The 21311-nt window shown below is 68.8% G+C and carries 21 protein-coding genes; 10 read left to right on the plus strand and 11 right to left on the minus strand.

What is annotated here, in order from left to right; all coding sequences use genetic code 11:
• Positions 1 to 110: 110 nt before the first annotated feature.
• From RSP_RS22190 to RSP_RS05760, 3 genes are all read right to left on the minus strand, one after another.
• Positions 111 to 275, minus strand: coding sequence for a hypothetical protein (locus tag RSP_RS22190; protein ID WP_002719685.1), 165 nt, complete (start codon positions 273 to 275; stop codon positions 111 to 113).
• 451 nt (positions 276 to 726) lie between these two features.
• Positions 727 to 2277: a DEAD/DEAH box helicase gene (locus RSP_RS05755; RefSeq protein WP_017140173.1), complete on the minus strand. Its 1551-nt coding sequence runs from the start codon at positions 2275 to 2277 to the stop codon at positions 727 to 729.
• Between the two features lie 231 nt (positions 2278 to 2508).
• Positions 2509 to 4113 carry a peptide chain release factor 3 gene (locus RSP_RS05760; RefSeq protein WP_011337556.1) on the minus strand — a complete coding sequence of 535 codons (1605 nt, stop codon included), beginning with the start codon at positions 4111 to 4113 and terminating at the stop codon, positions 2509 to 2511.
• Between the two features lie 159 nt (positions 4114 to 4272).
• Here RSP_RS05760 and RSP_RS05765 point away from each other — a divergent pair, with 159 nt between their 5' ends.
• The 6 genes from RSP_RS05765 (at position 4273) to RSP_RS05790 (ending at position 8794) form a co-directional block, all read left to right on the plus strand.
• Positions 4273 to 5052, plus strand: coding sequence for an SDR family oxidoreductase (locus RSP_RS05765; protein ID WP_011337557.1), 780 nt, complete (start codon positions 4273 to 4275; stop codon positions 5050 to 5052).
• 36 nt (positions 5053 to 5088) lie between these two features.
• Positions 5089 to 6225 carry an ABC transporter ATP-binding protein gene (locus RSP_RS05770; protein ID WP_011337558.1) on the plus strand — a complete coding sequence of 379 codons (1137 nt, stop codon included), beginning with the start codon at positions 5089 to 5091 and terminating at the stop codon, positions 6223 to 6225.
• 167 nt (positions 6226 to 6392) lie between these two features.
• A complete protein-coding gene (tatA, locus tag RSP_RS05775) occupies positions 6393 to 6605 on the plus strand; it encodes a twin-arginine translocase TatA/TatE family subunit (protein ID WP_002719690.1) in 213 nt (70 codons plus the stop codon).
• A gap of 10 nt (positions 6606 to 6615) precedes the next feature.
• Positions 6616 to 7092, plus strand: coding sequence for a Sec-independent protein translocase protein TatB (gene tatB, locus RSP_RS05780; RefSeq protein WP_002719691.1), 477 nt, complete (start codon positions 6616 to 6618; stop codon positions 7090 to 7092).
• Complete coding sequence (gene tatC, locus RSP_RS05785; protein WP_002719692.1) at positions 7089 to 7958, plus strand: twin-arginine translocase subunit TatC; 870 nt, start codon at positions 7089 to 7091, stop codon at positions 7956 to 7958. Before tatB ends, tatC begins: the two co-directional genes overlap by 4 nt.
• Entirely contained in the window at positions 7955 to 8794 is an 840-nt protein-coding gene (locus tag RSP_RS05790; protein WP_002719693.1) for an ATP-binding protein, read from the plus strand. The genes tatC and RSP_RS05790 overlap by 4 nt, the downstream gene beginning before the upstream one ends.
• Before the next feature lie 94 nt (positions 8795 to 8888).
• Here RSP_RS05790 and RSP_RS05795 read toward each other — a convergent pair whose 3' ends face one another.
• The 4 genes from RSP_RS05795 to RSP_RS05810 form a co-directional block, all read right to left on the minus strand.
• Positions 8889 to 10052 carry a M23 family metallopeptidase gene (locus tag RSP_RS05795; protein WP_029534505.1) on the minus strand — a complete coding sequence of 388 codons (1164 nt, stop codon included), beginning with the start codon at positions 10050 to 10052 and terminating at the stop codon, positions 8889 to 8891.
• Between the two features lie 159 nt (positions 10053 to 10211).
• Positions 10212 to 10871: a protein-L-isoaspartate(D-aspartate) O-methyltransferase gene (locus RSP_RS05800; protein ID WP_002719695.1), complete on the minus strand. Its 660-nt coding sequence runs from the start codon at positions 10869 to 10871 to the stop codon at positions 10212 to 10214.
• Positions 10868 to 11653 carry a 5'/3'-nucleotidase SurE gene (surE, locus tag RSP_RS05805; RefSeq protein WP_011337560.1) on the minus strand — a complete coding sequence of 262 codons (786 nt, stop codon included), beginning with the start codon at positions 11651 to 11653 and terminating at the stop codon, positions 10868 to 10870. Before surE ends, RSP_RS05800 begins: the two co-directional genes overlap by 4 nt.
• 492 nt (positions 11654 to 12145) lie before the next feature.
• A complete protein-coding gene (locus tag RSP_RS05810; RefSeq protein WP_124254315.1) occupies positions 12146 to 12439 on the minus strand; it encodes a hypothetical protein in 294 nt (97 codons plus the stop codon).
• On the opposite strand from RSP_RS05810, the gene RSP_RS05815 reads away from it, so the two are divergent.
• Both RSP_RS05815 and RSP_RS05820 read left to right on the plus strand, forming a co-directional pair.
• On the plus strand, positions 12438 to 13151 hold the full coding sequence (locus tag RSP_RS05815; RefSeq protein ID WP_002719697.1) for a sugar transferase: 714 nt from the start codon (positions 12438 to 12440) through the stop codon (positions 13149 to 13151). The genes RSP_RS05810 and RSP_RS05815 overlap by 2 nt on opposite strands.
• Before the next feature lie 71 nt (positions 13152 to 13222).
• On the plus strand, positions 13223 to 14455 hold the full coding sequence (locus tag RSP_RS05820; protein ID WP_009564418.1) for a polysaccharide biosynthesis/export family protein: 1233 nt from the start codon (positions 13223 to 13225) through the stop codon (positions 14453 to 14455).
• 175 nt (positions 14456 to 14630) lie between these two features.
• Here RSP_RS05820 and RSP_RS05825 read toward each other — a convergent pair whose 3' ends face one another.
• A complete protein-coding gene (locus RSP_RS05825; protein ID WP_009564417.1) occupies positions 14631 to 15920 on the minus strand; it encodes an O-antigen ligase family protein in 1290 nt (429 codons plus the stop codon).
• A gap of 16 nt (positions 15921 to 15936) precedes the next feature.
• Positions 15937 to 16719, minus strand: a complete 783-nt coding sequence (locus RSP_RS05830; protein WP_011337561.1) for a family 16 glycosylhydrolase — start codon at positions 16717 to 16719, stop codon at positions 15937 to 15939.
• 205 nt (positions 16720 to 16924) lie between these two features.
• Between RSP_RS05830 and RSP_RS05835 the strand changes: the two genes are divergently transcribed.
• Positions 16925 to 18355 carry a glycosyltransferase family 2 protein gene (locus RSP_RS05835; protein ID WP_011337562.1) on the plus strand — a complete coding sequence of 477 codons (1431 nt, stop codon included), beginning with the start codon at positions 16925 to 16927 and terminating at the stop codon, positions 18353 to 18355.
• A 15-nt stretch (positions 18356 to 18370) separates the two neighbouring features.
• On the opposite strand, the gene RSP_RS05840 is transcribed toward RSP_RS05835, so the two are convergent.
• Positions 18371 to 19327 (minus strand): glycosyltransferase family 2 protein, encoded by a 957-nt coding sequence (locus tag RSP_RS05840; RefSeq protein ID WP_002719702.1) that lies wholly within the window; start codon positions 19325 to 19327, stop codon positions 18371 to 18373.
• On the minus strand, positions 19324 to 20460 hold the full coding sequence (locus RSP_RS05845; protein WP_011337563.1) for a nucleotidyltransferase family protein: 1137 nt from the start codon (positions 20458 to 20460) through the stop codon (positions 19324 to 19326). The genes RSP_RS05840 and RSP_RS05845 overlap by 4 nt, the downstream gene beginning before the upstream one ends.
• A gap of 578 nt (positions 20461 to 21038) precedes the next feature.
• On the opposite strand from RSP_RS05845, the gene RSP_RS05850 reads away from it, so the two are divergent.
• Positions 21039 to 21305, plus strand: coding sequence for a PqqD family protein (locus RSP_RS05850; protein WP_009564409.1), 267 nt, complete (start codon positions 21039 to 21041; stop codon positions 21303 to 21305).
• Positions 21306 to 21311 lie beyond the last annotated feature (6 nt).

Here is a 21311-nt window from a genome sequence, read left to right on the forward strand (position 1 = left end):
CGCGCGGGGGCTGTTGGGACGAGGCCCTGCGGGATTTCCGCTTCGGCCAGACGAAGGGCGGCCGGGTTTCACCTCTGTCTCCGCAAACGAGCCTCACCCCGGCAGAGAGGTCAGTCGACCAGCGTTCCCGCCGCGCCGCCGACCAGTGCGCCGGGCGGGCCCGCGACAACCGCGCCCCCGAGGGCGCCGGTCGCTGCGCGCTCGGTGTCGTTGGAGCCGCAGGCGGCAAGGAGGAGAAGGCCCGCGAGGGGCAGGACGGCAGTGAGGCGGATCATGGCAGCACCTTTCCAAGTGGAGGATGCTGACCAACGCACAGCGCGCCGAATCGTTTCACGCTGGGGATGAGCCGCCTCGCAGAGGGACGGGCGCCTGCAAGGCGCCGGACCGTTGATCGGTGCAGATCGGGAGATTCCGGCCAGCAAAGCCGTCGAGTCCCGTCCCGGACGAGACGGTGCGCCCCGCCGAGGGACGCGTGCGCGGGTCTGTACGGCAGCGGGCTATCCCCAAGTGCGGATCGGGAGATCCCGGCCCGCAAGGCAGTCGAGGCGTTTCACGGAACAGATGACGGCCGTGCCGCTGAAGGCGCGCGGGGCGCCGCAGGGCGGTGGGCTGTCGCCCGGTGCAGACCGGAAGATCCCGGTTCCCGGGAATGAGAGCAGGTCTGCCTGACAAGGCCGGAAGATGAGGGCTCAAGGCCGGCACGCTGAGGCGCCGGCCAGTGCGGTCTCAGGCCTCGCCGTCGCCCGCCAGCATCTCTTCCGCGGCCTCGGGGACGGGCTCCTCTTCGTCGGAGGCCGTCAGGCTCGGGATGCGGAAGCTGCGGAGCAGGAAGTCCGGCACATGGTCGCCCATGCCCACCACGCGTTCCTCGCGGCGGTCGCGGTCACGCTCGCGCCGGTTGTTGCCGCCCTCGCGGCGCTCGTCGCGCCGCTCTTCGCGGCGGGGCGGGCGCTCCTCGCGCACTTCCCGCACTTCGGGAACGGCCGCGGCCGGGGCTTCCACGGCCTCGACCCGGGGCTCCTCGCGCCGGTCGCGGTCGCGGCCGCGACGGCCGCGCGCAGGGCGTTCGGACCGCTCGCCGCGTGCGTTGTCACGCTCGGGCCGGTCGGGGCGATCCTCGAGGCTGAAGCCCTCGGGCAGCTCGCCGCGCGGGATCGCCTGTTTCACGAGGCTCTCGATGGCGGTCACATGCTTCTCGTCCGACGGCACGGCGATCGTGTAGGCCTTGCCCTTCCGGCCCGCGCGGCCGGTCCGGCCGATGCGGTGGACGTAATCCTCGGGGTGGGTCGGCACGTCGAAGTTGAACACATGGCTCACCGCCGGAATGTCGAGCCCGCGCGCGGCCACGTCGGAGGCTACGAGCAGGTGCAACGACCCGTCGCGGAACCCGTCGAGCGTCTTCATGCGCTGCGACTGTTCGAGATCGCCATGGATGGGCGACGCGTTGAAGCCGTGCTGCTTCAGCGACTTGGCCACCACGTCCACGTCCATCTTCCGGTTGCAGAAGATGATCGCGTTGGTGCAGGCCTCGCCTTCGGCCCGGATCAGCGCCCGCAGGACGGCGCGCTTGTCGGCGAAGCTACGCTCCTTCCGCGTCGGTGTGACCTGGATGAGCTTCTGCTCGATCGTCTCGGAGGTCGTGGCCTGCCGCGCCACCTCGATCTTCACCGCGCCGGTGAGGAAGGTGTTGGTGATCCGCTCGATCTCGGGCGCCATGGTGGCCGAGTAGAACAGCGTCTGGCGCGTGAAGGGCGTCAGCGAGAAGATGCGCTCGATATCCGGGATGAAGCCCATGTCGAGCATCCGGTCGGCCTCGTCCACCACCATGATCTGCACGCCGGTGAGCAGAAGCTTGCCGCGCTCGAAATGGTCGAGGAGGCGTCCCGGGGTGGCGATCAGCACGTCCACGCCGCGGTCGATCAGCTTGTCCTGCTCGGTGAAGGAGACGCCGCCGATCAGCAGCGCCTTCGAGAGCTTGGAGTGCTTGGCATAGATGTCGAAATTCTCGGCCACCTGGGCTGCAAGCTCGCGCGTCGGGCAGAGCACGAGGCTGCGCGGCATCCGGGCGCGCGCGCGGCCCTTGCCGAGGATGGTGATCATGGGCAGCGTGAAGCTGGCGGTCTTGCCGGTGCCGGTCTGGGCGATGCCCAGCACATCCTTGCCTTCCAGCGCATGCGGGATGGCCTGCGCCTGGATCGGGGTGGGCGTTTCGTAGCCGGCTTCCTGCACGGCCTTCAGCACGCGGGGATCCAGCGCGAGGTCGGAGAACTTGGTCATTAGCATCCTGTCAATGCGGTATCGGACCGCATGGTACTCAAGGGGACGCTGATGGTCCGGGCGTCCCGGCGTCTTTCGGCCCTCATGGCCTCGGGCGGCCTTAGCCCAAATTACCCCGAGGGTCAAGGTTCGGGCTGCGTTTGCGCCCTTTTCGCGGTCCCTGTCTCATCAGGGCCGCGGTTTCGGGCTGGAAGAGGCAGCCGCGGGCGAGGCGCCGCGCGGCGCCCCGGTTCAGACCATCATCTCCTTGGTGGCCGTCAGCCGCACCTCCGGGTGATCCCGGCTCACGCGGTCGATGTCCCACTGCAGGCGGGTGAGATAGACGAGGTCGCCGTCGCTGTCATGGGCGATATGGCCCTTGTTGACGTTGACGAAGGCCTCGACAGCCGCCTTCGGCCCCATCACCCAGCGCGCCGAGGTGAATTGCGAGCCCTCGAACCGCACGGGCAGCGAATATTCCAGCTCGATCCGGCTGGCCAGCACGTCGAACTGCAGCGCACCCACCACGCCCACGATGAAGCCCGAGCCGATCATCGGCTTGAAGACCTTAGCCGCACCTTCCTCGGCGAACTGCATCAGTGCCTTTTCCAGATGCTTGGCCTTCATCGGATCGCCCGCCCGCACGCCCTGCAGAAGCTCGGGCGCGAAGGAGGGGATGCCGGTGAAGCGCAGCGCCTCGCCCTCGGTCAGCGCATCGCCGATGCGAAGCTGGCCGTGGTTCGGAATGCCGATGATGTCGCCCGCCCAGGCCTCCTCGGCAAGCTCGCGGTCGGCGGCGAGGAAGAGCACGGGGTTCGTCACCGCCATCGGCTTCTTCGAGCGAACGTGGAGGAGCTTCATCCCGCGCTCGAAATGGCCGGAGGCGAGGCGTACGAAGGCCACCCGGTCGCGGTGCTTGGGATCCATGTTGGCCTGCACCTTGAATACGAAGCCCGTCACCGGCGTCTCCTCGGGCGCGATGCCGCGCTCGGCCGCCTTCTGGATCTGCGGCTCGGGGCCGAATTCGCCCATGCCGCTCATCAGCTCCTTCACGCCGAAGGAATTGATCGCCGAGCCGAACCAGATCGGGGTGAGGTGGCCTTCGAGGAAGCTCTGCCGGTCGAAGGCGGGCAAGAGCGCGCGCGCCATCTCGAGCTCTTCGCGGAGCTTCTCGAGCTGTTCGGCCGGAACATGCTGGGCGAGCATCGGGTCGTCGAGCCCCTCGATCTTGATCGACTCCGCCACCCGGTTCCGGTCGGCCCGGTCCATGAGCTCCAGCCGGTCGTGCAGGATGTCGTAGCAGCCGAGGAAGTCGCGCCCCATGCCGATGGGCCAGGAGGCGGGCGCCACATCGATGGCGAGGTTCGACTGGATCTCGTCGATGATCTCGAACGTGTCGCGGCTTTCCCGGTCCATCTTGTTGCAGAAGGTCAGGATCGGCAGGTCCCGCAGGCGGCAGACCTCGAAGAGCTTGCGGGTCTGGCTTTCCACGCCCTTGGCGCCGTCGATCACCATGATGGCCGCATCGACCGCCGTCAGCGTGCGGTAGGTGTCTTCCGAGAAGTCCGAGTGGCCGGGCGTGTCGACGAGGTTGAAGCGCCACTGGCTGAAATCGAAGCTCATGGCCGAGGCCGAGACCGAGATCCCGCGCTCCTTCTCCAGCGCCATGAAGTCCGAGCGCGTGCGCCGCGCCTCGCCCTTGGCCCGGACCTGACCCGCCATCTGGATCGCGCCGCCGAAGAGGAGGAACTTCTCGGTCAGAGTCGTCTTGCCGGCGTCCGGATGCGAGATGATCGCGAAGGTCCGGCGGCGGGCGATTTCGGGAGGCAGGGCGGGGCGGTTCGACTGGTCCAGCATGGGCGCGATATAGCCGCTGGCCCGCGGCTTGGAAAGCGCGTCCTGAGCGCCCGCTGTCGCAGCGGGCCGGCGGCACCCCGCACCTGCGCCCGTTCCGGGTTTCGATCACGGAGCAGGGCTGCTAAGTCGAGCGGGAAACGATGTATGGGAGAGATGACAATGGATCTGGGTATTCGCGGTCGCCGGGCACTGGTCTGCGCCTCGTCGAAGGGGCTGGGCCTTGGCTGTGCGGCGGCTCTGGCCGAGGCCGGTGTCGATCTGATGATGAACGCGCGCGGCGCCGAGGCGCTCGAGGCGGCGGCCGAGGATCTGCGGCAGCGGTTCGGCGCGAACGTGACCACGGTGGCGGCAGACATCGTCTCGGAAGAGGGGCGGGCGCGGGTGCTCGAGGCCGCGGGCGCGGTCGACATCCTCGTGACCAACGCGGGCGGCCCCCCGCCCGGCCTCTGGTCGGACTGGACGCGCGACGATTTCATCCGGGCGCTCGATGCCAACATGCTGACGCCCATCGCGCTGATGACCGCGCTGCTGCCGGCCATGATCGAAAGCGGCTGGGGCCGCGTCGTCAACATCACCTCGCAGTCGGTGCGCGCCCCGATCCCGGCGCTCGGCCTGTCGAACTCGGCGCGCACGGGGCTGACGGGCTATGTGGCGGGCACCTCGCGGCAGGTGGCGCAGCACGGTGTCTGCATCAACAACCTGCTGCCGGGCATCCATGACACCGACCGGGCCGAGGCGCTCGACCGCAATGCGATGAAGGCGCAGGGCATCACGCGCGAAGAGGCCCGCGCGCAGCGGGCGGCCAGCATCCCCACCCGCCACTACGGCCGGGCCGAGGATTTCGGCGCCGCCTGCGCCTTCCTCTGCTCCGAGCATGCGCGCTTCATCGTGGGCCAGAACCTGCTGGTCGACGGCGGCGGCACCAACCTCACGGTCTGAGACAGCCGCGGCCCGGAGGCTTGATCCGGGCCGCGAATGCCGCCAGAACCTGCCCCGAGCGAACCAAGCGGATCAAGCGTGCCCCAATCCCCTGCCAATCCTCCACGCCTGAAGGTCGAGCATCTGACGCGCGCCTTCGGGGGCACACCTGTCGTCGATGACGTGTCGCTCGATGTGGCGGCGGGGCAGGTGGCCTGCCTCCTCGGCCCCTCGGGCTGCGGCAAATCCACGACGCTGCGCATGATCGCGGGGGTGGAGCGCCCCGACCGGGGGCGCATCGCCTTCGACGGCCAGCCGGTCTCGGACGAACGCCTGTTCCAGCCGCCCGAGGCGCGGTCGGTGGGGCTCATGTTCCAGGATTTCGCGCTGTTTCCGCATCTGACCGTCGCGCAGAACGTGGCCTTCGGGCTGCGGAGCGGGCGCGACGAGCGCGACCGCCGGGTGGCCGAACTGCTCGAGCGGGTCAATCTGGTGGGCTACGGGACGAAACATCCCCACCAGCTGTCGGGCGGCGAGCAGCAGCGGGTGGCGCTGGCGCGGGCGCTCGCGCCGCGGCCGCGGGTCATGCTGATGGACGAGCCCTTCTCGGGGCTGGACAACCGGCTCCGCGACGGGATCCGCGACACGACGCTCGAGATCCTGAAGGAGGAAGGGGCGGCGGTGCTCCTTGTCACGCACGAGCCCGACGAGGCGCTGCGGATGGCCGACGAGATCCTTCTCATGCGCGCCGGGCGGATCGTGCAGCGTGGCTCGCCCTACAACATCTACAATGCGCCGGCCGACCGTGCAGCGGCCGCCTTCTTCTCGGATATCAACGTGATCCGCGGCACCTCGCGGGGGGCGCTGACCCGGACGCCCTTCGGCGAATTCCTTACCCCCGGTCATGCCGACGGGGCCGAGGTCGAGATCGTGATCCGTCCGCAGCATCTGAAGATCGACTTCGACCGCAACGGACGCGGGCCGAACCCCACGCCCGCCGAGGGCACGCCCGCCCGCGGGCGGGTGGTGCGCGCGCGGTTTCTCGGCCGCGAGAGCCTCGTCGAATTCGTCATGGACAGCGACGGATCGCGGCTGACGGCCTCGGTGCCGAACGTCTTCCTGCCGAAACCCGGCACCGCCCTCTGGCTGATGATCCGCCGCGACCGCTGCTTCGTCTTTCCCGCCCGCCGCTGAACGCGTGCCCTGGGGCGGGCTGCGCACCCCGCGAAAGCTCGTTGCAGCGAAAGCCCCGGGACAAAAAACGCGGAGGCGGCGCGAAAGGGTCTTTGATCCGGGGGCGCGAACCAATAACTAGGGGCAGTGACGAAGAGAGGCCGCATGTCGGCCGCAGGAGACGCGAGATGCTCAACAATATCGGTTTGCCCGGCCTGCTGCTCATTGCGGTGGTGGTGCTCGTGCTGTTCGGGCGCGGCAAGGTCAGCTCGCTCATGGGCGAAGTTGGCAAGGGGATCAATGCCTTCAAGAAGGGCATCAAGGAAGAGACGGCCGAGATCGAAAACCGCCCCGAGACGACGCGCGACGTGACGCCCGCCTCCGAGCGCGACAAAGTCTGACAGGCCCCCGATGTTCGACATCGGCTGGAGCGAGCTGCTCGTCATCGGCGTGGTGGCGCTGGTCGTGGTGGGTCCCAAGGACCTGCCCGAGATGTTCCGCACCCTCGGACGTGTGACAGCCAAGGCCCGCAACATGGCGCGCGAGTTCCAGCGCGCGATGGAGGCGGCGGCGGACGAGACCGGCGTCAAGGATGTGGTGAAGGACGTCAAGAACGTGACCTCGCCGCGCAGCATGGGTCTCGACGCGATGAAGCAGGCGGCGGACCGGTTCGAGAAATGGGACCCGATGAAGCCGCAGCAGGGCGCGCCGAAGCCGGCTGCTCCGGCGAGCAGCATTCCGGCCGCGAAGGCCCAGCAGGGCGCAGGCGCCGCTGCCGTCACCGCGCCGCCCGCATCCGAGCCGGCTGCCCCGGTGCCGCAGGCTCCTGCGGCGGCGGCCCCCGAGGCCGCGTCCCCCGCGCCGGCCGAGCCCAAGAGTAACGCATGAGCCTCGACAGCCGAGACGACATCGACAGTTCCAGTGCTCCGCTGATCGAGCATCTGGCAGAGTTGCGGAACCGGATCCTGATCTCGCTCGCGGCCTTTCTGGTCGCTATGCTGGCGTCGTTCACGGTCTGGAACCCGATCTTCAACTTCCTCACCCACCCGATCTGCGACGCGCTGAACGCGCGGGGGCAGGACTGCTCGCTGATCCTCATCAAGCTGCAGGAAGGCTTCTTCGTGGCCATCCGCATCTCGGTGATGGGGGGCATCATCCTCTCCTTCCCGATCATCGCATGGCAGATGTGGCGTTTCGTGGCGCCGGGGCTCTACCGCAACGAAAAGGCGGCCTTCCTGCCGTTCATCGTCGCCTCGCCGCTCATGTTCCTGCTGGGCGGCATCTTCGCCTTCTACATCGTGCTGCCCATCGCCTTCGACTTCTTCCTGGGCTTCCAGCAGTTCATGACCGAGCAGCCGGGCGCTGTGCGCGAAGACGGCACGATGCCGCTCGCAGGCGTGGTGTTCCAGGGGTCGATGGAGCAGTATCTGGCGCTGACCACGACCTTCATCCTGGCCTTCGGTCTCTGCTTCCAGCTTCCGGTCCTGCTCACGCTGATGGGCAAGGCGGGGCTCGTGACGGCGCGGGGCCTCTCCTCGATGCGCAAATATGCCATCGTGCTGATTCTGATCGTGGCGGCCTTCGCGACGCCGCCCGACATGATGTCCCAGATGATCCTCTTCGGCGCGGTCTATCCGCTCTACGAGATCTCGATCCTGCTCATCCGCCGGATCGAGCGGAAGCGCGAGGCCGAGCTGCGGGCGCAGGGGCTGTGGTTCGAGGACGAGAACGAGGAAGAGGACGGCAAGGCATGAGCGACGACGCCCTGTCGCGCATCGCGGCGGCGCTCGAACGGATGAGCCCGCCGCCGATGCCCGCCCCGGACTTCTCGGCGGTGGATGCCTTCGCGTGGCACACGTCGCCCGACCGGCTGGAGCCGGTGCCGCGGGTGGCGCGGGTGGATCTTTCGCTTCTGGTGGGGGTGAACCGGGCGCGCGACATCCTGCTCGACAATACCGAGCATTTCGCGCGCGGGCTGCCTGCGAACAATGCGCTCCTCTGGGGCTCGCGCGGGATGGGCAAGTCGAGCCTCGTCAAGGCGATCCATGCGGCGGTGGTGGCCAAGGGCCTGCCGCTCAAGATCGTCGAGTTGAGCCGCGAGGATCTGCCCTCGGTCCAGCGGCTCCTGAAGCATCTGCGCGGCGCGCCGTTCCGCTTCATCCTGTTCTGCGACGACCTGTCGTTCAGCCACGACGACCAGCATTACAAGTCGCTGAAGGCGGTTCTGGACGGCGGGATCGAGGGGCGGCCCGAGAATGTCATTCTCTATGCGACCTCGAACCGGCGGCATCTGATGCCGCGCGACATGATCGAGAACGAGCGCTCGACCGCGATCAGCCCCTCCGAGGCCGTCGAGGAGAAGGTCTCGCTCTCGGACCGGTTCGGGCTCTGGCTGGGCTTCCATCCCTGCTCGCAGGACGAGTATCTCGAGATGATCCGCGGCTATTGCGCGGCCCACGGGCTGAGCGTTGCCGAGGAGGAGCTGAGGGCCGAGGCCATCGAATGGCAGGCCACGCGCGGCGCCCGCTCTGGCCGGGTGGCGTGGCAGTTCTTCACCGACCTTGCGGCGCGGCACGGCGTGGCGCTCTGAGCCTCATACGGCGAACCTCGACATGAAAACTGCCGCAGCACTTCATGTGCTGCGGTAGTTTGCTTTTCTAACCCCTTGGGAGAGATCGGATTTCCTACTGAAGATAGGGCATCGGATCGACGCTCTCGAACCCCTTGCGGACCTCGAAATGGACGAAGGGCGGGTCGGCCGCGCGCACCACGGCGATGGGCTGTCCGCGCTTCACGCTGGCACCCTTGGTGACCTTGATGCCGTCGATATTGGCATAGACCGTCAGCAGGTTGTCGGGGTGCCGGATCACGAGGATCGGCACCTGATCGGTGTCCTGCGTGATGGCCGCCACCGTCCCGTCCGCGGCCGCCGCCACCGGCGTGCCCACGGCCGCCGAGATGTCGATGCCGTCGTTCTTCTTCTTCACATAGCCGCGGATGATCTTGCCCTGCACCGGGAATCCCAGCCGCGAGGCGGAGGCCTGCGTGCGCTGTGCGCCCATGTCGGGCGAGGCCGGCTGGCCTGCGGGTTTCGAGGCGGGCGTGGTCGACTCGGCGGGCAGCGGCTTGGCCGCCGAGGGCGGGGTGGGCGTCGGCGAGCCTGCCCCGGGCACCGTGACCGCGGTCACATTGGCGGGCACCGTGGGCGGGGGCGCAGAGGCGGTCGGGATCATCAGATACTGGCCCTCGCGGATCGCGAGATCCGGCCCGAGCCCGTTCCAGTCCGCCAGCGCCTTGGGCGAGACATTGTAGCTGCGCGCGATCGAATAGGCGGTCTCTCCCCGCGACACACGGTGGCGGGCAGGCTCTGTCGCGGCAGACTGCACGGGGGCCGGAGCGGGAGCGGCGGCCACCGGCGCGGTGGCAGGGCCCGCCCGGTCGAGGGCGCTGGTGGCGATGGCGGTCACGTCGATGCCGCCGGGGCTCGCCGCGCCGGGCGCCGTCATGACGGGCGCCGGGGTCATGGCGGGAGCCGCCGCCACGCGCTGCGGCAGCACGACCACTTCTCCGGCGCGCAGAGGGTTCTGCGGCGAGAGGGCATTGTAGCTCGCGACCTGCGTGGCATCGAGCCCGAGGCGGCTCGAGAGCGAGGCGACCGTCTCGCCCTGCCGGGCAACGGCCACCTGATAGGTCGGATAGGAGATGATCCCGCGGTCGTCGGCGCGGGGGCGGGGGGCGCTGACCGCCCGCGCGGCCTCGGCCGTGCTGAGCCCGCCGGGGCGACCGCGCAGGTCCCAGTCTAGGTCCGAAGTGCTGCAGGCGGCGAGGATCGTCAGCGTCGCCGTCATGCAAAGGGCGCCTGCGCGCGTGGGACGGTGGAACATGCTCTGCCTCTCGTCTTGCGGTCCGGGTTGATCCCGGAGCTTGTCGATCGCCCGGGCGGGATCCCGGAGCCACTCCGGCGCTGCTCGGCGCCGGTGGACCGTCCGGGCACCCCCGGTGACGGGTCAGTCCGACCCGATGCCTTCGACCAGAGGCACGAAGCGCACCGGACGAAGTTCCTCGTAATCGTAACCCTGCTCGAGCCGGGTCACCTTGATCAGGTTCTGCACCGCATCGGTCTGGCCGACCGGGACGACCATGATACCGCCGATCTTCAATTGTGCCAACAGGGGGCCGGGCGGGTCCTCGGCCGCGGCAGTGACGAGGATCCGGTCGAACGGGGCCTGTTCCGGCAGGCCGAAACTGCCGTCCGCAATGAGCGCGGTGATGTTGGTCAGGGACAGGCGGTGGAAGACCTCGGTCGCCTCGCGCACGAGGCGGCGATGACGGTCGACGGTGTAGACGCGGCGGGCGAGCTGGCTCAGGACGGCGGCCTGATAGCCCGAGCCGGTTCCCACCTCGAGCACCTTGTCGCGCGGGTTCACCGCCAGCGCCTGGCTCATCAGCCCCACGACCGAGGGCTGGCTGATGGTCTGGCCGCAGGCGATGGGCAGCGGCATGTCCTCATAGGCACGGTCGGCGAAGATGCCGCGGACGAAGGCGCCGCGGTCGATCCGCTCCATGGCGGCGAGCACGCGGGCATCCGTGACGCCCCGCGAGCGGACGGCGAACAGGAACCGCATCTTGCGTTCGGCCGGATCCTCCCCGTCTGCCTCTGCCGTCATCCGATGAGCGCCTCCAGCTCGGCCAGCCGGTCATGCGCAGTCAGATCCGCGCGCAGCGGCGTGATCGAGACGAACCCTTCGAGGTTCACGGCCGCATCGGTGCCGGGCAGCGTCGGGCTCTGCTGGGCGCCGCCCCGGATCCAGAGGAAGCGGCGACCCGAGGGCGACATGTGCGGCTCGACCCCGAAGGAGGTGTCGCGCCGGAAGCCCTGCGCCGCCACGCGGTGGCCGCGCAGGTTCGCAGCCGGCACGGGCGGGAAGTTCACGTTGTAGAACAGCCGGTAGTCCTCGCCGTCCCAGAGCCCGCGCTCGAGCAGGAGGCGTACGATGCGCGCGCCATGGGTGCGGGCGCATTCGAACGGATCGGCCAGCCCCTCCGTTTCGGGGCCGAGGAACTGGGACAGGGCGATGGCGGGCAGGCCCTGCAGCGCCGCCTCGAGCGCGCCGCCCACCGTGCCGGAATAGAGCACGTTCTCGGCGGAGTTGTTGCCCCGGTTCACGCCCGAGAGCACGAGGTCGGGGCGGGCGCCCTGCAGCACGTCGTAGAGCGCGGCGAGCACGCAGTCGGCGGGGCTGCCCTCCGCTGCGTAGCGGCGCGGACCGAGCTTGGCGATCATCATCGGATGCGTGTAGCTGATCGCGTGCGAGACGCCGGACTGCTCGAAGGCGGGAGCGACGGTCCAGACCTCGCCCTCGGGGCCGGCCAGTTCGAGGGCGATCTGCTCGAGCACCTCGAGGCCGGGAGCGTTGATGCCGTCGTCGTTCGTGATCAGGATGCGCATGGGCCTCTCTCGTTTTCGATCATCTGCTTAGACGAGCGGGCGCCGGGGGTAAAGCACGCAGGTCCGGCACACGGCCCGAGGCGCCTGCATGTGGTCTGCGCGTGAGCTTTCGAACCGGAGGGCGGGTCTCTGCGGGGAACCATCCCGGACCCCGCGTGTTGCGGGGGCTCGGACGGGGCCACGCGGCCCTCGGTCAAGCCGCCCAACCGTTCATCGTAGGAGGTCCATGCCCGTGCTGCGCCGCCGCAGAAGACCGATGCAGGTGCAGCGGCGAGGCCCCGCCTGCGGCGGGAAACGGACCTTGATCTTCCCGGAGGTTCGCCGGTGGTTGGGGCAGGGGCGTCCGGTTCTTCACCTTGCGCGCACCGTGCGGGGCGTTCGTTCTACCTGGGGATGTTGCAATTACGTCCTTGAGTTGCAGAGGATTCCAGGATCACCGCAGGGCGGGAACTATCAATCGCAGCCTTGAAAAATGCCTAGAATCGGCGAGGATCATAAGGGCTGAAGCCTCGCCAGAGAATCACCCTCACCCGTCGGTGGAGCCCAGTGTCCTTTATGATTACGACGAGGCAATTTCGCGGGTGCAGCAAGAATCCGCACAACCGCGATGAATAAACCGCCCTGAAAATGGGCATGTCTTGACACTTTGGCGAAAGCGTTAGAAATTCTTGTTCTCATTTGGACAATAATCAACCCGGAAGTCTTGGCACGACATGGCTCAGTAATTTCTGGATTAAAGTCGGTCCGTGCCTGAGTGGCGACACTCAAAAGCAACAGGTGTTTCATGGAATTCAATCCACAATCGTCTCTGACTCCGGACAACGTCAGTCCGGATCACCTCTACCTGTCCTCGCTGCCACAGGTCGCCCAGGCGGCCTCTGCCCCCGTGGGCGGGGTGCTGAAGCGGCTCATCGACGTGGCCATCGCGGTGACGGCGCTGATCGCGCTCGCGCCGCTCATGATCGGCGTGGCGCTGATCATCTGGTTCGGCAGCAACGGCCCGATCCTCTACGGCCACCAGCGCGTGGGGTTCGGCGGGCGGACCTTCCGCTGCTGGAAGTTCCGCTCGATGGTGGTGGACGGCGACGTGGTGCTCGAACGCCACCTGCGCGCCAACCCCGAGGCGCAGCGGGAATGGGAGCGTGACCGCAAGCTTCGCAAGGACCCGCGGGTGACCCCCATCGGCGCCGTGATCCGGATGCTGTCGATCGACGAACTGCCGCAGCTGTTCAACATCCTCGCGGGCGAAATGAGCGTCGTGGGCCCCCGTCCGGTGGTCGCCGCCGAGCTGCGCCGCTACCGCGGGTCGGCCGGTCACTATCTGCGCACCCGCCCGGGCCTCACCGGCATGTGGCAGGTGAGCGGCCGCAGCGACCTCAGCTACCGGCAGCGCGTCCTGCTCGACCGCTACTATGTGATGCGCTGGACGGTGGTTTCCGACCTCGCGATCATCCTGCGTACGGTCCCGGCGGTGCTTCGCTCGCGCGGCTCCTGCTGACCTCCCACTCCTTTTGGCAGCGGCCGCGGCGGAAGCTCCCGCCGCGCCTTCATGTTCAGAAAGGTATCCGAATGGCTGCCCTGCGCCGTCACCTCCTTCCCCTGTTCGTCGTGGCGCTCCTGCCCGGCGTTGCTCTGGCCGACAGCTACACGATCAGCGAGAGCGACCTGCTTCGCCTGCGGGTGCTGGAATGGCAGCCCGTCGACGGCACCATGCGCGAGTGGGAGGCGATGACGGGGGAATATCGCGTCAATGCCGACGGCACGATCTCCGTCCCGTTTCTCGGCCCGGTCGAGGCCGCAGGCCACACGCCCGCCCAGCTCGGCACGCTGATCGCCGACGGGCTGATGGAGCGCCTGGCGCTGCCGGACATGCCCGACGCGACCATCGAGATCGCCGAATACCGCCCCATCATCGTCGCGGGCCATGTGCGCGAGCCGGGCGAGGTCGTCTTCCGCCCGGGTCTGACCGCACGGCAGGCCATCGCCATGGCGGGCGGCCCCAGCGACGAGATCCGCAGCACGCCCGCCCTCGTGCGCGACCTGATCTCCGAGGAGGGGGCGCTGCGCATCCTGCTCGACAGCCGCGAGGGCATGATGGCCCGGCGCGCCCGGCTTCTGGCCGAGCGGGACAACCAGACCGAGCTCGGCCCGGTGCCCGAACTCGACACGGCGCGGGGCCGCGCGCTCCTGGCCGAAGAGAAGTCCTTCATGGATCTCCGCCGCGATCAGGTGGACCGGAACCTCGCGGCCATCGACGCCCAGAGCGAGCTTCTGAAGGCCGAGATCGAGGCGCTGCAGGCGAAGACCGGCCAGCTCGAGACCCAGCGCACGCTGGCCGAGAAAGAGACCGCCAACGCCAAGAACCTCTCGGAGCGGGGCCTCGTCGCCAGCGGTCGCCTGTTCGAGACCCAGCGCACCCTGTCGACGGTCGAGAGCCAGCTGCTCGACACCTCCACCGCCATCCTGCGCGCGCGTCAGGGCATCACCACCGCCGAGCGCGACCGGATCGCGCTGATCGACGGACGGTCGTCCGAGATCGCCGCGCAGCTGCAGGAGGTCGAGGCGCAGATCCTCGAGATGGACCGCAAGATCGACACGCAGCGCAGCCTGTCGGTGTCGCTCCTGAGCCAGGCGGGCGGGAAGGATGTGGCGGCCGATCCCTCGACCATTGCCGCCATGAGCGATGTCGTGGTGATGCGCTTTGCGGGCAACGAGATGCGCCAGATCCCCGACGCGATGGACGTCCGGCTCGAACCGGGCGACATGGTGCAGATGACCCTGCGGGCGCCGTCTACGAACTAGGGGCGCCCCCGCTGCGGGACATGGAACGCTGACTTGAGGAGGGCGCCGGCCGCGGCCCCTCCTTTTTTATGGGCGGTGGGCCGGGACCGCTCTCCACCCGGATCCCGACCGGAGGGGCGCAGTGCTCCGGCCGTGTGGCACCGGGCCAGCCGGCTCGAAGACGGGCGGGTCGACCTCAGGCGGCTGCGGTGGGAGGACCGTCCGAGGGCAGGCGCACGTTGCGACGGACGGGGGCGCCGACGGGCAGGCGCGCCTCGCGCATCCGGCGCACGCCGTAGACCAGGGCTGCCACCAGCATGAGGGTCATGAGGTCGAACTGGGTGTAGCCCACCACCTCGGACATGCTGAGCACGGCGCTGCGCATCATCAGCGCGGTGAGGAAGATGGACTCGGCCCGGGGCTCGCGGAAGGCCCAGAGCACCGCGAGGCCGAGCGCGCCGAACAGCGCCGCCGCCTGCATCGCCACGCCGATGGCGCCGATCTCGACCGCGTTCGAGATGAAGGTGTTGTGGAAGTGGAAACCGCGCTTGCCTTCGATGCCGAACTCGCTCCACATCGCCTCGGCCCCGGGGTTCCCGGGCACCCAGTAGGCCTGGAAGCCCACGCCGGTGAAGGGATGCTGCACGATCTCGCGGAAGGCCAGCGCCCAGAGCTCGGTGCGGCCGGTGAGGGTCGCGTCCTTGCCCGTCGTCTCGAGGATCAGCGCCATCACCTCGTCCTGCAGCGCGACGAGCAGGATCGTCACCACGATCCCGAGCCCCAGCGTGAAGCCCGCCAGCAGCAGACGCTGGGTCACGGTGAGCCAGCGGCCGAGGAAGAAGGGCAGGGCGAAGGCCAGTGCCGCGCCGGTGGCCAGAAGCTGGCCCGCCGACTGGGCCTGGATCAGCAGGAAGGTTCCGAGCAGGAAGGCCCCCGTCGCCACCAGCCGCCAGCTGCGCGGCTGATTGCGGTCGAGCATGATGGCGAAGGCGCAGAGCATCAGCGTCGACATCGGCAGCGAGAAGGCGTTCTTCGAGCCGAAGATGCCGAGCCAGCCGTTCCCGTCCGACCGGACGCGCCCGAAGAGCACGCTCAGGACGGCCGCCAGCAGATGCGCGCTGAAGAGGATGCGCAGGAAGGTGAGCGGCGACAGCCGGTTGGCGATGGCCACCGCAATCGCGAAGGTCACGCAGAGCTGGATGCCGTAGCGCAGGCTCAGCGAGGCATATTGCGACCAGAGCACCGTGAAGAGGCACCAGCCCGCAAGCGCGAAGATCATCCAGTAGCGGCGGATCTCGAGAAGCGCGGTATGGGGCCGCCTTACGACGAGGAGGCAGCCCGAGGCGAGGAAGCCCGCCGCCGCGATCGAGCCCACCCACTGCACGAGCAGCAGGGACAGGATCGTGAGGAACGCCAGAACCGCCGTCGGACAGACGTCGATGAAGACCCCGGCGGAGCGGGGGGGGCGCGGTCGGACGGCGGTCATCGGGTCAGGCGTCTCCTCAATTCTCCAGCTGACATAGCACGGATTCGGGGAACTGGCACGCCTCTCCCGGCGCGGTCCAGGCTACCCAATCGACCTCGAGCGCGACCGGTTTCTGCGGCGCGCGGAAGGCCCCCATCCATTCGGTCAGGACATCGGTGCTCCAGTGGCTGAAGAAGATCTTCTGCGCGGTCACGGGCAGGGTCTCGGTCGCCTCGTGGACGAGCTTGCCATCGACGAACCAGCGGATGCGCTCGGGCTCCCAGATGAAGGAGAACGTATGCCAGTCCTCGTCGGTCGGCGGGTCGAGCGCGACCTTGGCCCCGTTCTTCGGCTCGCCCGAGACATAGGTGTTCACATCGACCGAAGAGGTGTTGCGGGTCAGGATCTCGAAATCGATCTCGTCATGGGGCTCGCCATGGACGGGGCCGATGTAGCTGAAGAAGGCCGCATTCAGCCCCGAAGCCCGGTGATCGGTGCGCACGCGGGCTTCGAACGTGCCATGCAGGTAGCGCTCCTGCGTCTGGATCTCCGAACAGCGGTTCTTGCCCTGGCCCGAGGGGTCGGTGAAATACATTAGCTTCAGGATGCCGTCATCGGCGCGCACCGCCTTCTGCGACCAGTCGCAGTTCTGGTGCGGGCCGTTGGTCCAGCCGTCCGAGATGAACCAGCGCTTGCCGTTGATGCGGTCGAAATCCTCGCGGAAGGAGGCGGGCCCGTCCTGCGCCGCAGCGGGCAGGGCGAGGAGAAGGGGCAGGCTCGCCGCAAGGCAGCGGCGCAGAAGGGTCTGACGGGGACTCATCGGGGGCTCCGTTTCTGTTCGGTCCAGAGGTTAGGCGGCGCGGGCCTCCGTGGCGACCTCTCCGCGATCACATTGGCAACAGCTTGCCGCGGTGCCGCATAAGTTGGCAGACTGGCCCGCACGGCCGCGCCTTGGCGCCGCGCCGGCTTACGCCCTTCGCACAGGGCGGTTACACAGGAACGATTCGGGCTGGGGCGGAGGACTTATGCGGATTTCGGTGCTGATGGCGAACTACCGCGGTGCGGCCTACCTGCCCGAAGCGGTCGAATCGGTCCTGCGCCAGAGCCACACGGACCTCGAGCTCATCGTGGTGGACGATGCCTCGGGCGACGAGAGCGTGGCACTGCTCCAAGAGATCGCGGCCACGGACGACCGCGTCCGGGTGATCGCGATGGCGCAGAACGGCGGCCCGTCGGCGGCGCGCAACCGCGCCCTCGAAGCGGCCAGCGGCGACTGGCTCGCGGTGATGGATTCCGACGATGTGCTCCACCCCGACCGTCTGGCGCGGCTTCTCGCGGCGGCCGAGGCGCTCGAGGTCGATGCGGTGGCCGATGACATGCTGTTCTTCGGCGAGACGCCGGATGCGAGCGGCCGCACGCTGCTCGAGAGCCTGCATCTGGTCGAGCCGATGGCGGTGGATGCGGCGACCTTCGTCGCGGCGAACGGCGGGTCGGACGATCTTCCGCCCATGGGCTACCTGAAGCCTCTGGTGCGCCGCGAGGCCTGGGGCGCCCTGCGCTACGACGAGACGCTGCGGGTGGGCGAGGATTACGACCTCTATCTCCGGCTTCTCCTGTCGGGCGCGCGGCTCGCGCTGCTGCCCGAGGCGCTCTATCTCTACCGTCGCCACTCCGCCTCGATCTCGCACCGGCTGTCGGTGGGCACGCTGGAGCCGCTTCTCGCGGCACACGACCGGTCGGCGGCGGGCGAGACCGATGCGGCGCTTCTCGCCATGATGCAGCGCAGGCGCGCGGGGCTGGTGCGGCTGCTTGCCTTCGAGCATCTGGTGGCCGCGATCAAGGCCCGGCGGCCGGTGGCGGCCCTCGCGGCCCTCCTGCGCCGGCCGGTTCTGACGCTCGAGCTGGTGCGGAGCCTGCGCGAGCGGCTGGGGCGGCGGGCGGCCGAGGCGGTCGAGCCGCATCCCTTGTCGATCGTGCTCTCGGCCGATCCGCGGCCCGTGGGCGAGGGGCAGCGGCTGGTGGCGGTGCCGCCGCTGCTGCCGCCCGAGCATCCCCATCCCTGGCCACCGGCACAGCAGGCGGCGCTTCTTTCCGATCTCGCGGCGCGCCACGAGCTCGACATCTGCGCCGAGGGCGAGGAGGGTCTGTTCTGGCTCTGGCTGGTGCCACGCTGGACCCGCGCCGAGGTGGTGCTGCCCGAGGGCAGCTGGGCAGAGCTGCCCCCCGGAGCCGAGCTCGCCGCCTGGACGCTCGAGGAGGAGGAAGAGGAGACCGCGAAGGACGAGCCCATCGGCGGCGAGTTCGACACGGCCTTCGATCCGGACCTCGAAGAGGACGTGGCCGCGGAGGAGCTCGGAGACCCGGCGGCGCCGGACGGAGAGCCATCGCGGCGGACCGTCTGGCGCGACCCGTCCGACGAGGACGAGGCCGAGGAGCGGGCCGGCCGGTCGCGCTGACCGGCCCGCGGCTCGTCAGACCGGCAGCAGGAACCGCTCGGCCCGGGGCGGGGCAGGTGGGCGCAGGGCGGCGATCTTGTCCCGCGCGACCCCCTTCGCGATGGGAAGGAAGCGCGCGGGCGGGGCGAGCGCAAAGCCGAGGGCCGCGCCGAGGCCTGCCTCGGCCTTCCGGTCGAGGAACTGGCGCAGCAGGAGCTTGGCCTGCACCTGCCGCAGATGGCGGCGCATCGCCTCCTGCGTGGCGGGCGAAGCGGGCATCTCCAGATGCGCCCGGCAGCAGGCCTCCAGCGCCGCCAGATCCGCCGTCCGATGCCGCCCCGAGAGCGACGCGCCGCGCTGGACCGCGGCATAGCCTACGGCCCGCGTCAGGCCGAAGCGCGCGCCCAGCAGAAGCATCCGCATGTAGAGGTCGAAATCTTCGCCGAGCCACATGCGCTCGTCATAGCGGAGCCCGTGGCGGGTGAGGAAGGCGCGCGACATCACGGGCTTCAGAAAGCCCAGTTCGCCGCGGTGCACCCCCTGCGCCAGATTGCCGAGCGCGAACCGTTCGGCGTCGAGCATCTCCACCTCGCGCGGGGCCGCCGGCAGGTTGGTGGGATCGAGCCGGGCCGCATGCTCGGGCGTCACGAAGACGATGTTGTCGGCCGCGAGATCGAGATCCGGGTCGAGCCGCGCGAAGCGGCCGGGCAGGAAGAAGTCGTCGGCGTCGAGTATCGCGATGCGCGGCGCCTGCGAGAGCGCCACAGCGCGGTTGCGCGCCGCCGACGGCCCGCCGTTCTGCGCCTGCCGCTCGACGATCAGCCGGCCGCTGCCATCGGAGGCCGCAAGCGCGGCCTCGGCGGTGGCATCGGAAGAGGCATCGTCGACCACGACCACCTCGGCCACCTCGGCTTCGGCGAGGGCAGAGGTCACGGCCTGCGCGATGGTGGCTTCGGCATTGTAGGCGGCGATGATGACGCAGATGTCGCTCATGCGGCTTTTCCTTCACGGCGGGCAATCAGGCCGGAGCGGATCAGCCCCTTCAGCCAGAGGCGGTGGGCTTCGGAGGATTTCGCCGCCAGAGTCTCGCGCGCGAAGCGCAGGGGATGGCGGCCCGAGAGCGCCCAGAGGATGCGGCTCCGGCGTGGCCAGTCGAGGTCCGGTTGCCAGGGCGCAACGAGCATCCGGCGCAGATCCGGCGCGGGCAGGGCGCCGAGCGGGTTCGACCCCTGCGCGTAAGGTCGGGGAGAGAGGCCCTCGAACAGGGTGTCGACCCCGTGGCTGGCGAGCGCGAGCGTTTCGCTCAGCCCTTGCGCGGCCGCGATGCCGGGCAGGGCGCGGGCCTCGTCGGGGCTGAGCCGGTCGAGGCTCGCCCGCAGATCGCAGAGATGGCCGGCGCAGGGCTCCTGCGCGACGAAGGCCTTCACCACGCCGATGGCCGCGACGAGGCAGCGGTCGGGCCCGGACACCATCGGCACCCTCTGCCCGGCGTAGGACATGTCCGTGGCGCGGGTAAGGAAGTCCGCCGTATGCCGCGGGCGCGGTGCGCCGGGTTGCTGGAGCCGGTGGTGGAGGTCCACCACAGGTCCGCCCTCGGGGCGGCGGAAATGCTGCTCGCCCAGATGCCGCGTCCACCAGTCGGCGAGCTCTGCCTCCTGTGCGACGTAGCCCGCCGCGCGCAGGGCCGCCGCAGCGGTGGCCAGATCGGCCTCTGCCACCAGCAGATCGACGTCACCCGTGGGCTTCCAGCAGGGGCCGCCATAGAGCGCGATCTGCTGGAGCGGCCCCTTGAACTGGACGTGGGCGATCCCCGCCTCCTGCATCAGCCGCGCCACTTCGAGGCTCGTGCGCAGGCTGTGGCCGTTCCGCGCGGCGGTCTGAAGCCGCATCGTCTCGAGCTGCGGCGCCATCGCCGACCAGTCGGCGGGAAGGTCGGCGGGGCGGGGCGCAAGGAAAAGTCCCACCTTGTTCAGCCGCCCCATCTCGAAGAGCACCCGGGGCGTGACGCCCTCGGGAAGCTCCGCGGGGTCGCCGAAGCTGCGGGCGAGCGCCCGGCGCAGGGCCTCGGTCTCCGTCCGGCACGCGTGTTCACGCACGAGGGCGAACTGTTCAGGCGCGAAGGTCATCCCGTCCCTTTCGTCCGGATCCTGCCCCCCATCTCGAATCACTCGCAGGAGGGAGAGGCGCTCCTACCTCAAAATGAGGTCGGAGTCGCCATTCGAGTGAGGATCTTCGCGTTAAGGTTGTTGAATCTGATGATTTTTCGGGCAGCATCTTTTTCGCGGAAAGATTATTGCTCATTTTGACCTCAACTGCCGATTGCATTATTCACGTCATCTGATAAATATTTTCGTTAGACTGTCAGAGTGCGCTGCGCTCGGACTCTCCCCGCGTTGACTTCATGCTCGTCCGGACACAGGCTTTGGATCGGTCCTATAGGCCGTAGATACCTTATCCTGAGGAAATTTGACGTGGCAAACAACATCCAAACCCTTGCGTACGAAGCTCCCGTGCTGCGCGTTCATGGCACGCTCGAAGCGATGACCCATGGTGCGACCGACGGCTGGGCCCTCGACGCCTCGTTCCCGGTGGACACTCCCAAGGGCGACCTGACCTTCTCCTGATTTCAGGACGAAGCTGACGACGGGTCGAGGCAGTCCATGACTGCCTCGACCTATGAAAGACATTTTACATCCAAGGAATAATGACCGTGAGCATCAGGGCGGCCGAAGGCTGCGTTCCCTGCGCGTTCGGCGATGGCATCGCCATCTTCGACACGAGCAGCAACTCCTATTTCAGCATGAACGCCGTGGGCGAGTTCGTGTGGTCGCAACTCGACCAGCCGATCACGCTCGAGGATCTGGTCGGGCGCGTGGCCGACCGTTACCGGATCGAACCGACGGTCTGCGAGGGCGACATCCGCAAGCTGGTGGATGATCTCGCGGCGCACCGGCTCGTGACCCTGTCCTGACGGAGG

This window comes from Cereibacter sphaeroides 2.4.1, assembly GCF_000012905.2.
GTDB classification, from domain to species: Bacteria; Pseudomonadota; Alphaproteobacteria; order Rhodobacterales; family Rhodobacteraceae; genus Cereibacter_A; species Cereibacter_A sphaeroides.

Excerpts from the sequence above, each read along its gene's own strand:
- RSP_RS22190 (WP_002719685.1), bottom strand. The coding sequence starts at position 275 with ATGATCCGCCTCACTGCCGTCCTGCCCCTCGCGGGCCTTCTCCTCCTT.
- RSP_RS05755 (WP_017140173.1), bottom strand. The coding sequence starts at position 2,277 with ATGACCAAGTTCTCCGACCTCGCGCTGGATCCCCGCGTGCTGAAGGCC.
- RSP_RS05760 (WP_011337556.1), bottom strand. The coding sequence starts at position 4,113 with ATGCTGGACCAGTCGAACCGCCCCGCCCTGCCTCCCGAAATCGCCCGC.
- RSP_RS05765 (WP_011337557.1), top strand. The coding sequence starts at position 4,273 with ATGGATCTGGGTATTCGCGGTCGCCGGGCACTGGTCTGCGCCTCGTCG.
- RSP_RS05770 (WP_011337558.1), top strand. The coding sequence starts at position 5,089 with ATGCCGCCAGAACCTGCCCCGAGCGAACCAAGCGGATCAAGCGTGCCC.
- tatA (WP_002719690.1), top strand. The coding sequence starts at position 6,393 with ATGCTCAACAATATCGGTTTGCCCGGCCTGCTGCTCATTGCGGTGGTG.
- tatB (WP_002719691.1), top strand. The coding sequence starts at position 6,616 with ATGTTCGACATCGGCTGGAGCGAGCTGCTCGTCATCGGCGTGGTGGCG.
- tatC (WP_002719692.1), top strand. The coding sequence starts at position 7,089 with ATGAGCCTCGACAGCCGAGACGACATCGACAGTTCCAGTGCTCCGCTG.
- RSP_RS05790 (WP_002719693.1), top strand. The coding sequence starts at position 7,955 with ATGAGCGACGACGCCCTGTCGCGCATCGCGGCGGCGCTCGAACGGATG.
- RSP_RS05795 (WP_029534505.1), bottom strand. The coding sequence starts at position 10,052 with ATGACGGCGACGCTGACGATCCTCGCCGCCTGCAGCACTTCGGACCTA.
- RSP_RS05800 (WP_002719695.1), bottom strand. The coding sequence starts at position 10,871 with ATGACGGCAGAGGCAGACGGGGAGGATCCGGCCGAACGCAAGATGCGG.
- surE (WP_011337560.1), bottom strand. The coding sequence starts at position 11,653 with ATGCGCATCCTGATCACGAACGACGACGGCATCAACGCTCCCGGCCTC.
- RSP_RS05815 (WP_002719697.1), top strand. The coding sequence starts at position 12,438 with ATGGAATTCAATCCACAATCGTCTCTGACTCCGGACAACGTCAGTCCG.
- RSP_RS05810 (WP_124254315.1), bottom strand. The coding sequence starts at position 12,439 with ATGAAACACCTGTTGCTTTTGAGTGTCGCCACTCAGGCACGGACCGAC.
- RSP_RS05820 (WP_009564418.1), top strand. The coding sequence starts at position 13,223 with ATGGCTGCCCTGCGCCGTCACCTCCTTCCCCTGTTCGTCGTGGCGCTC.
- RSP_RS05825 (WP_009564417.1), bottom strand. The coding sequence starts at position 15,920 with ATGACCGCCGTCCGACCGCGCCCCCCCCGCTCCGCCGGGGTCTTCATC.
- RSP_RS05830 (WP_011337561.1), bottom strand. The coding sequence starts at position 16,719 with ATGAGTCCCCGTCAGACCCTTCTGCGCCGCTGCCTTGCGGCGAGCCTG.
- RSP_RS05835 (WP_011337562.1), top strand. The coding sequence starts at position 16,925 with ATGCGGATTTCGGTGCTGATGGCGAACTACCGCGGTGCGGCCTACCTG.
- RSP_RS05840 (WP_002719702.1), bottom strand. The coding sequence starts at position 19,327 with ATGAGCGACATCTGCGTCATCATCGCCGCCTACAATGCCGAAGCCACC.
- RSP_RS05845 (WP_011337563.1), bottom strand. The coding sequence starts at position 20,460 with ATGACCTTCGCGCCTGAACAGTTCGCCCTCGTGCGTGAACACGCGTGC.
- RSP_RS05850 (WP_009564409.1), top strand. The coding sequence starts at position 21,039 with ATGACCGTGAGCATCAGGGCGGCCGAAGGCTGCGTTCCCTGCGCGTTC.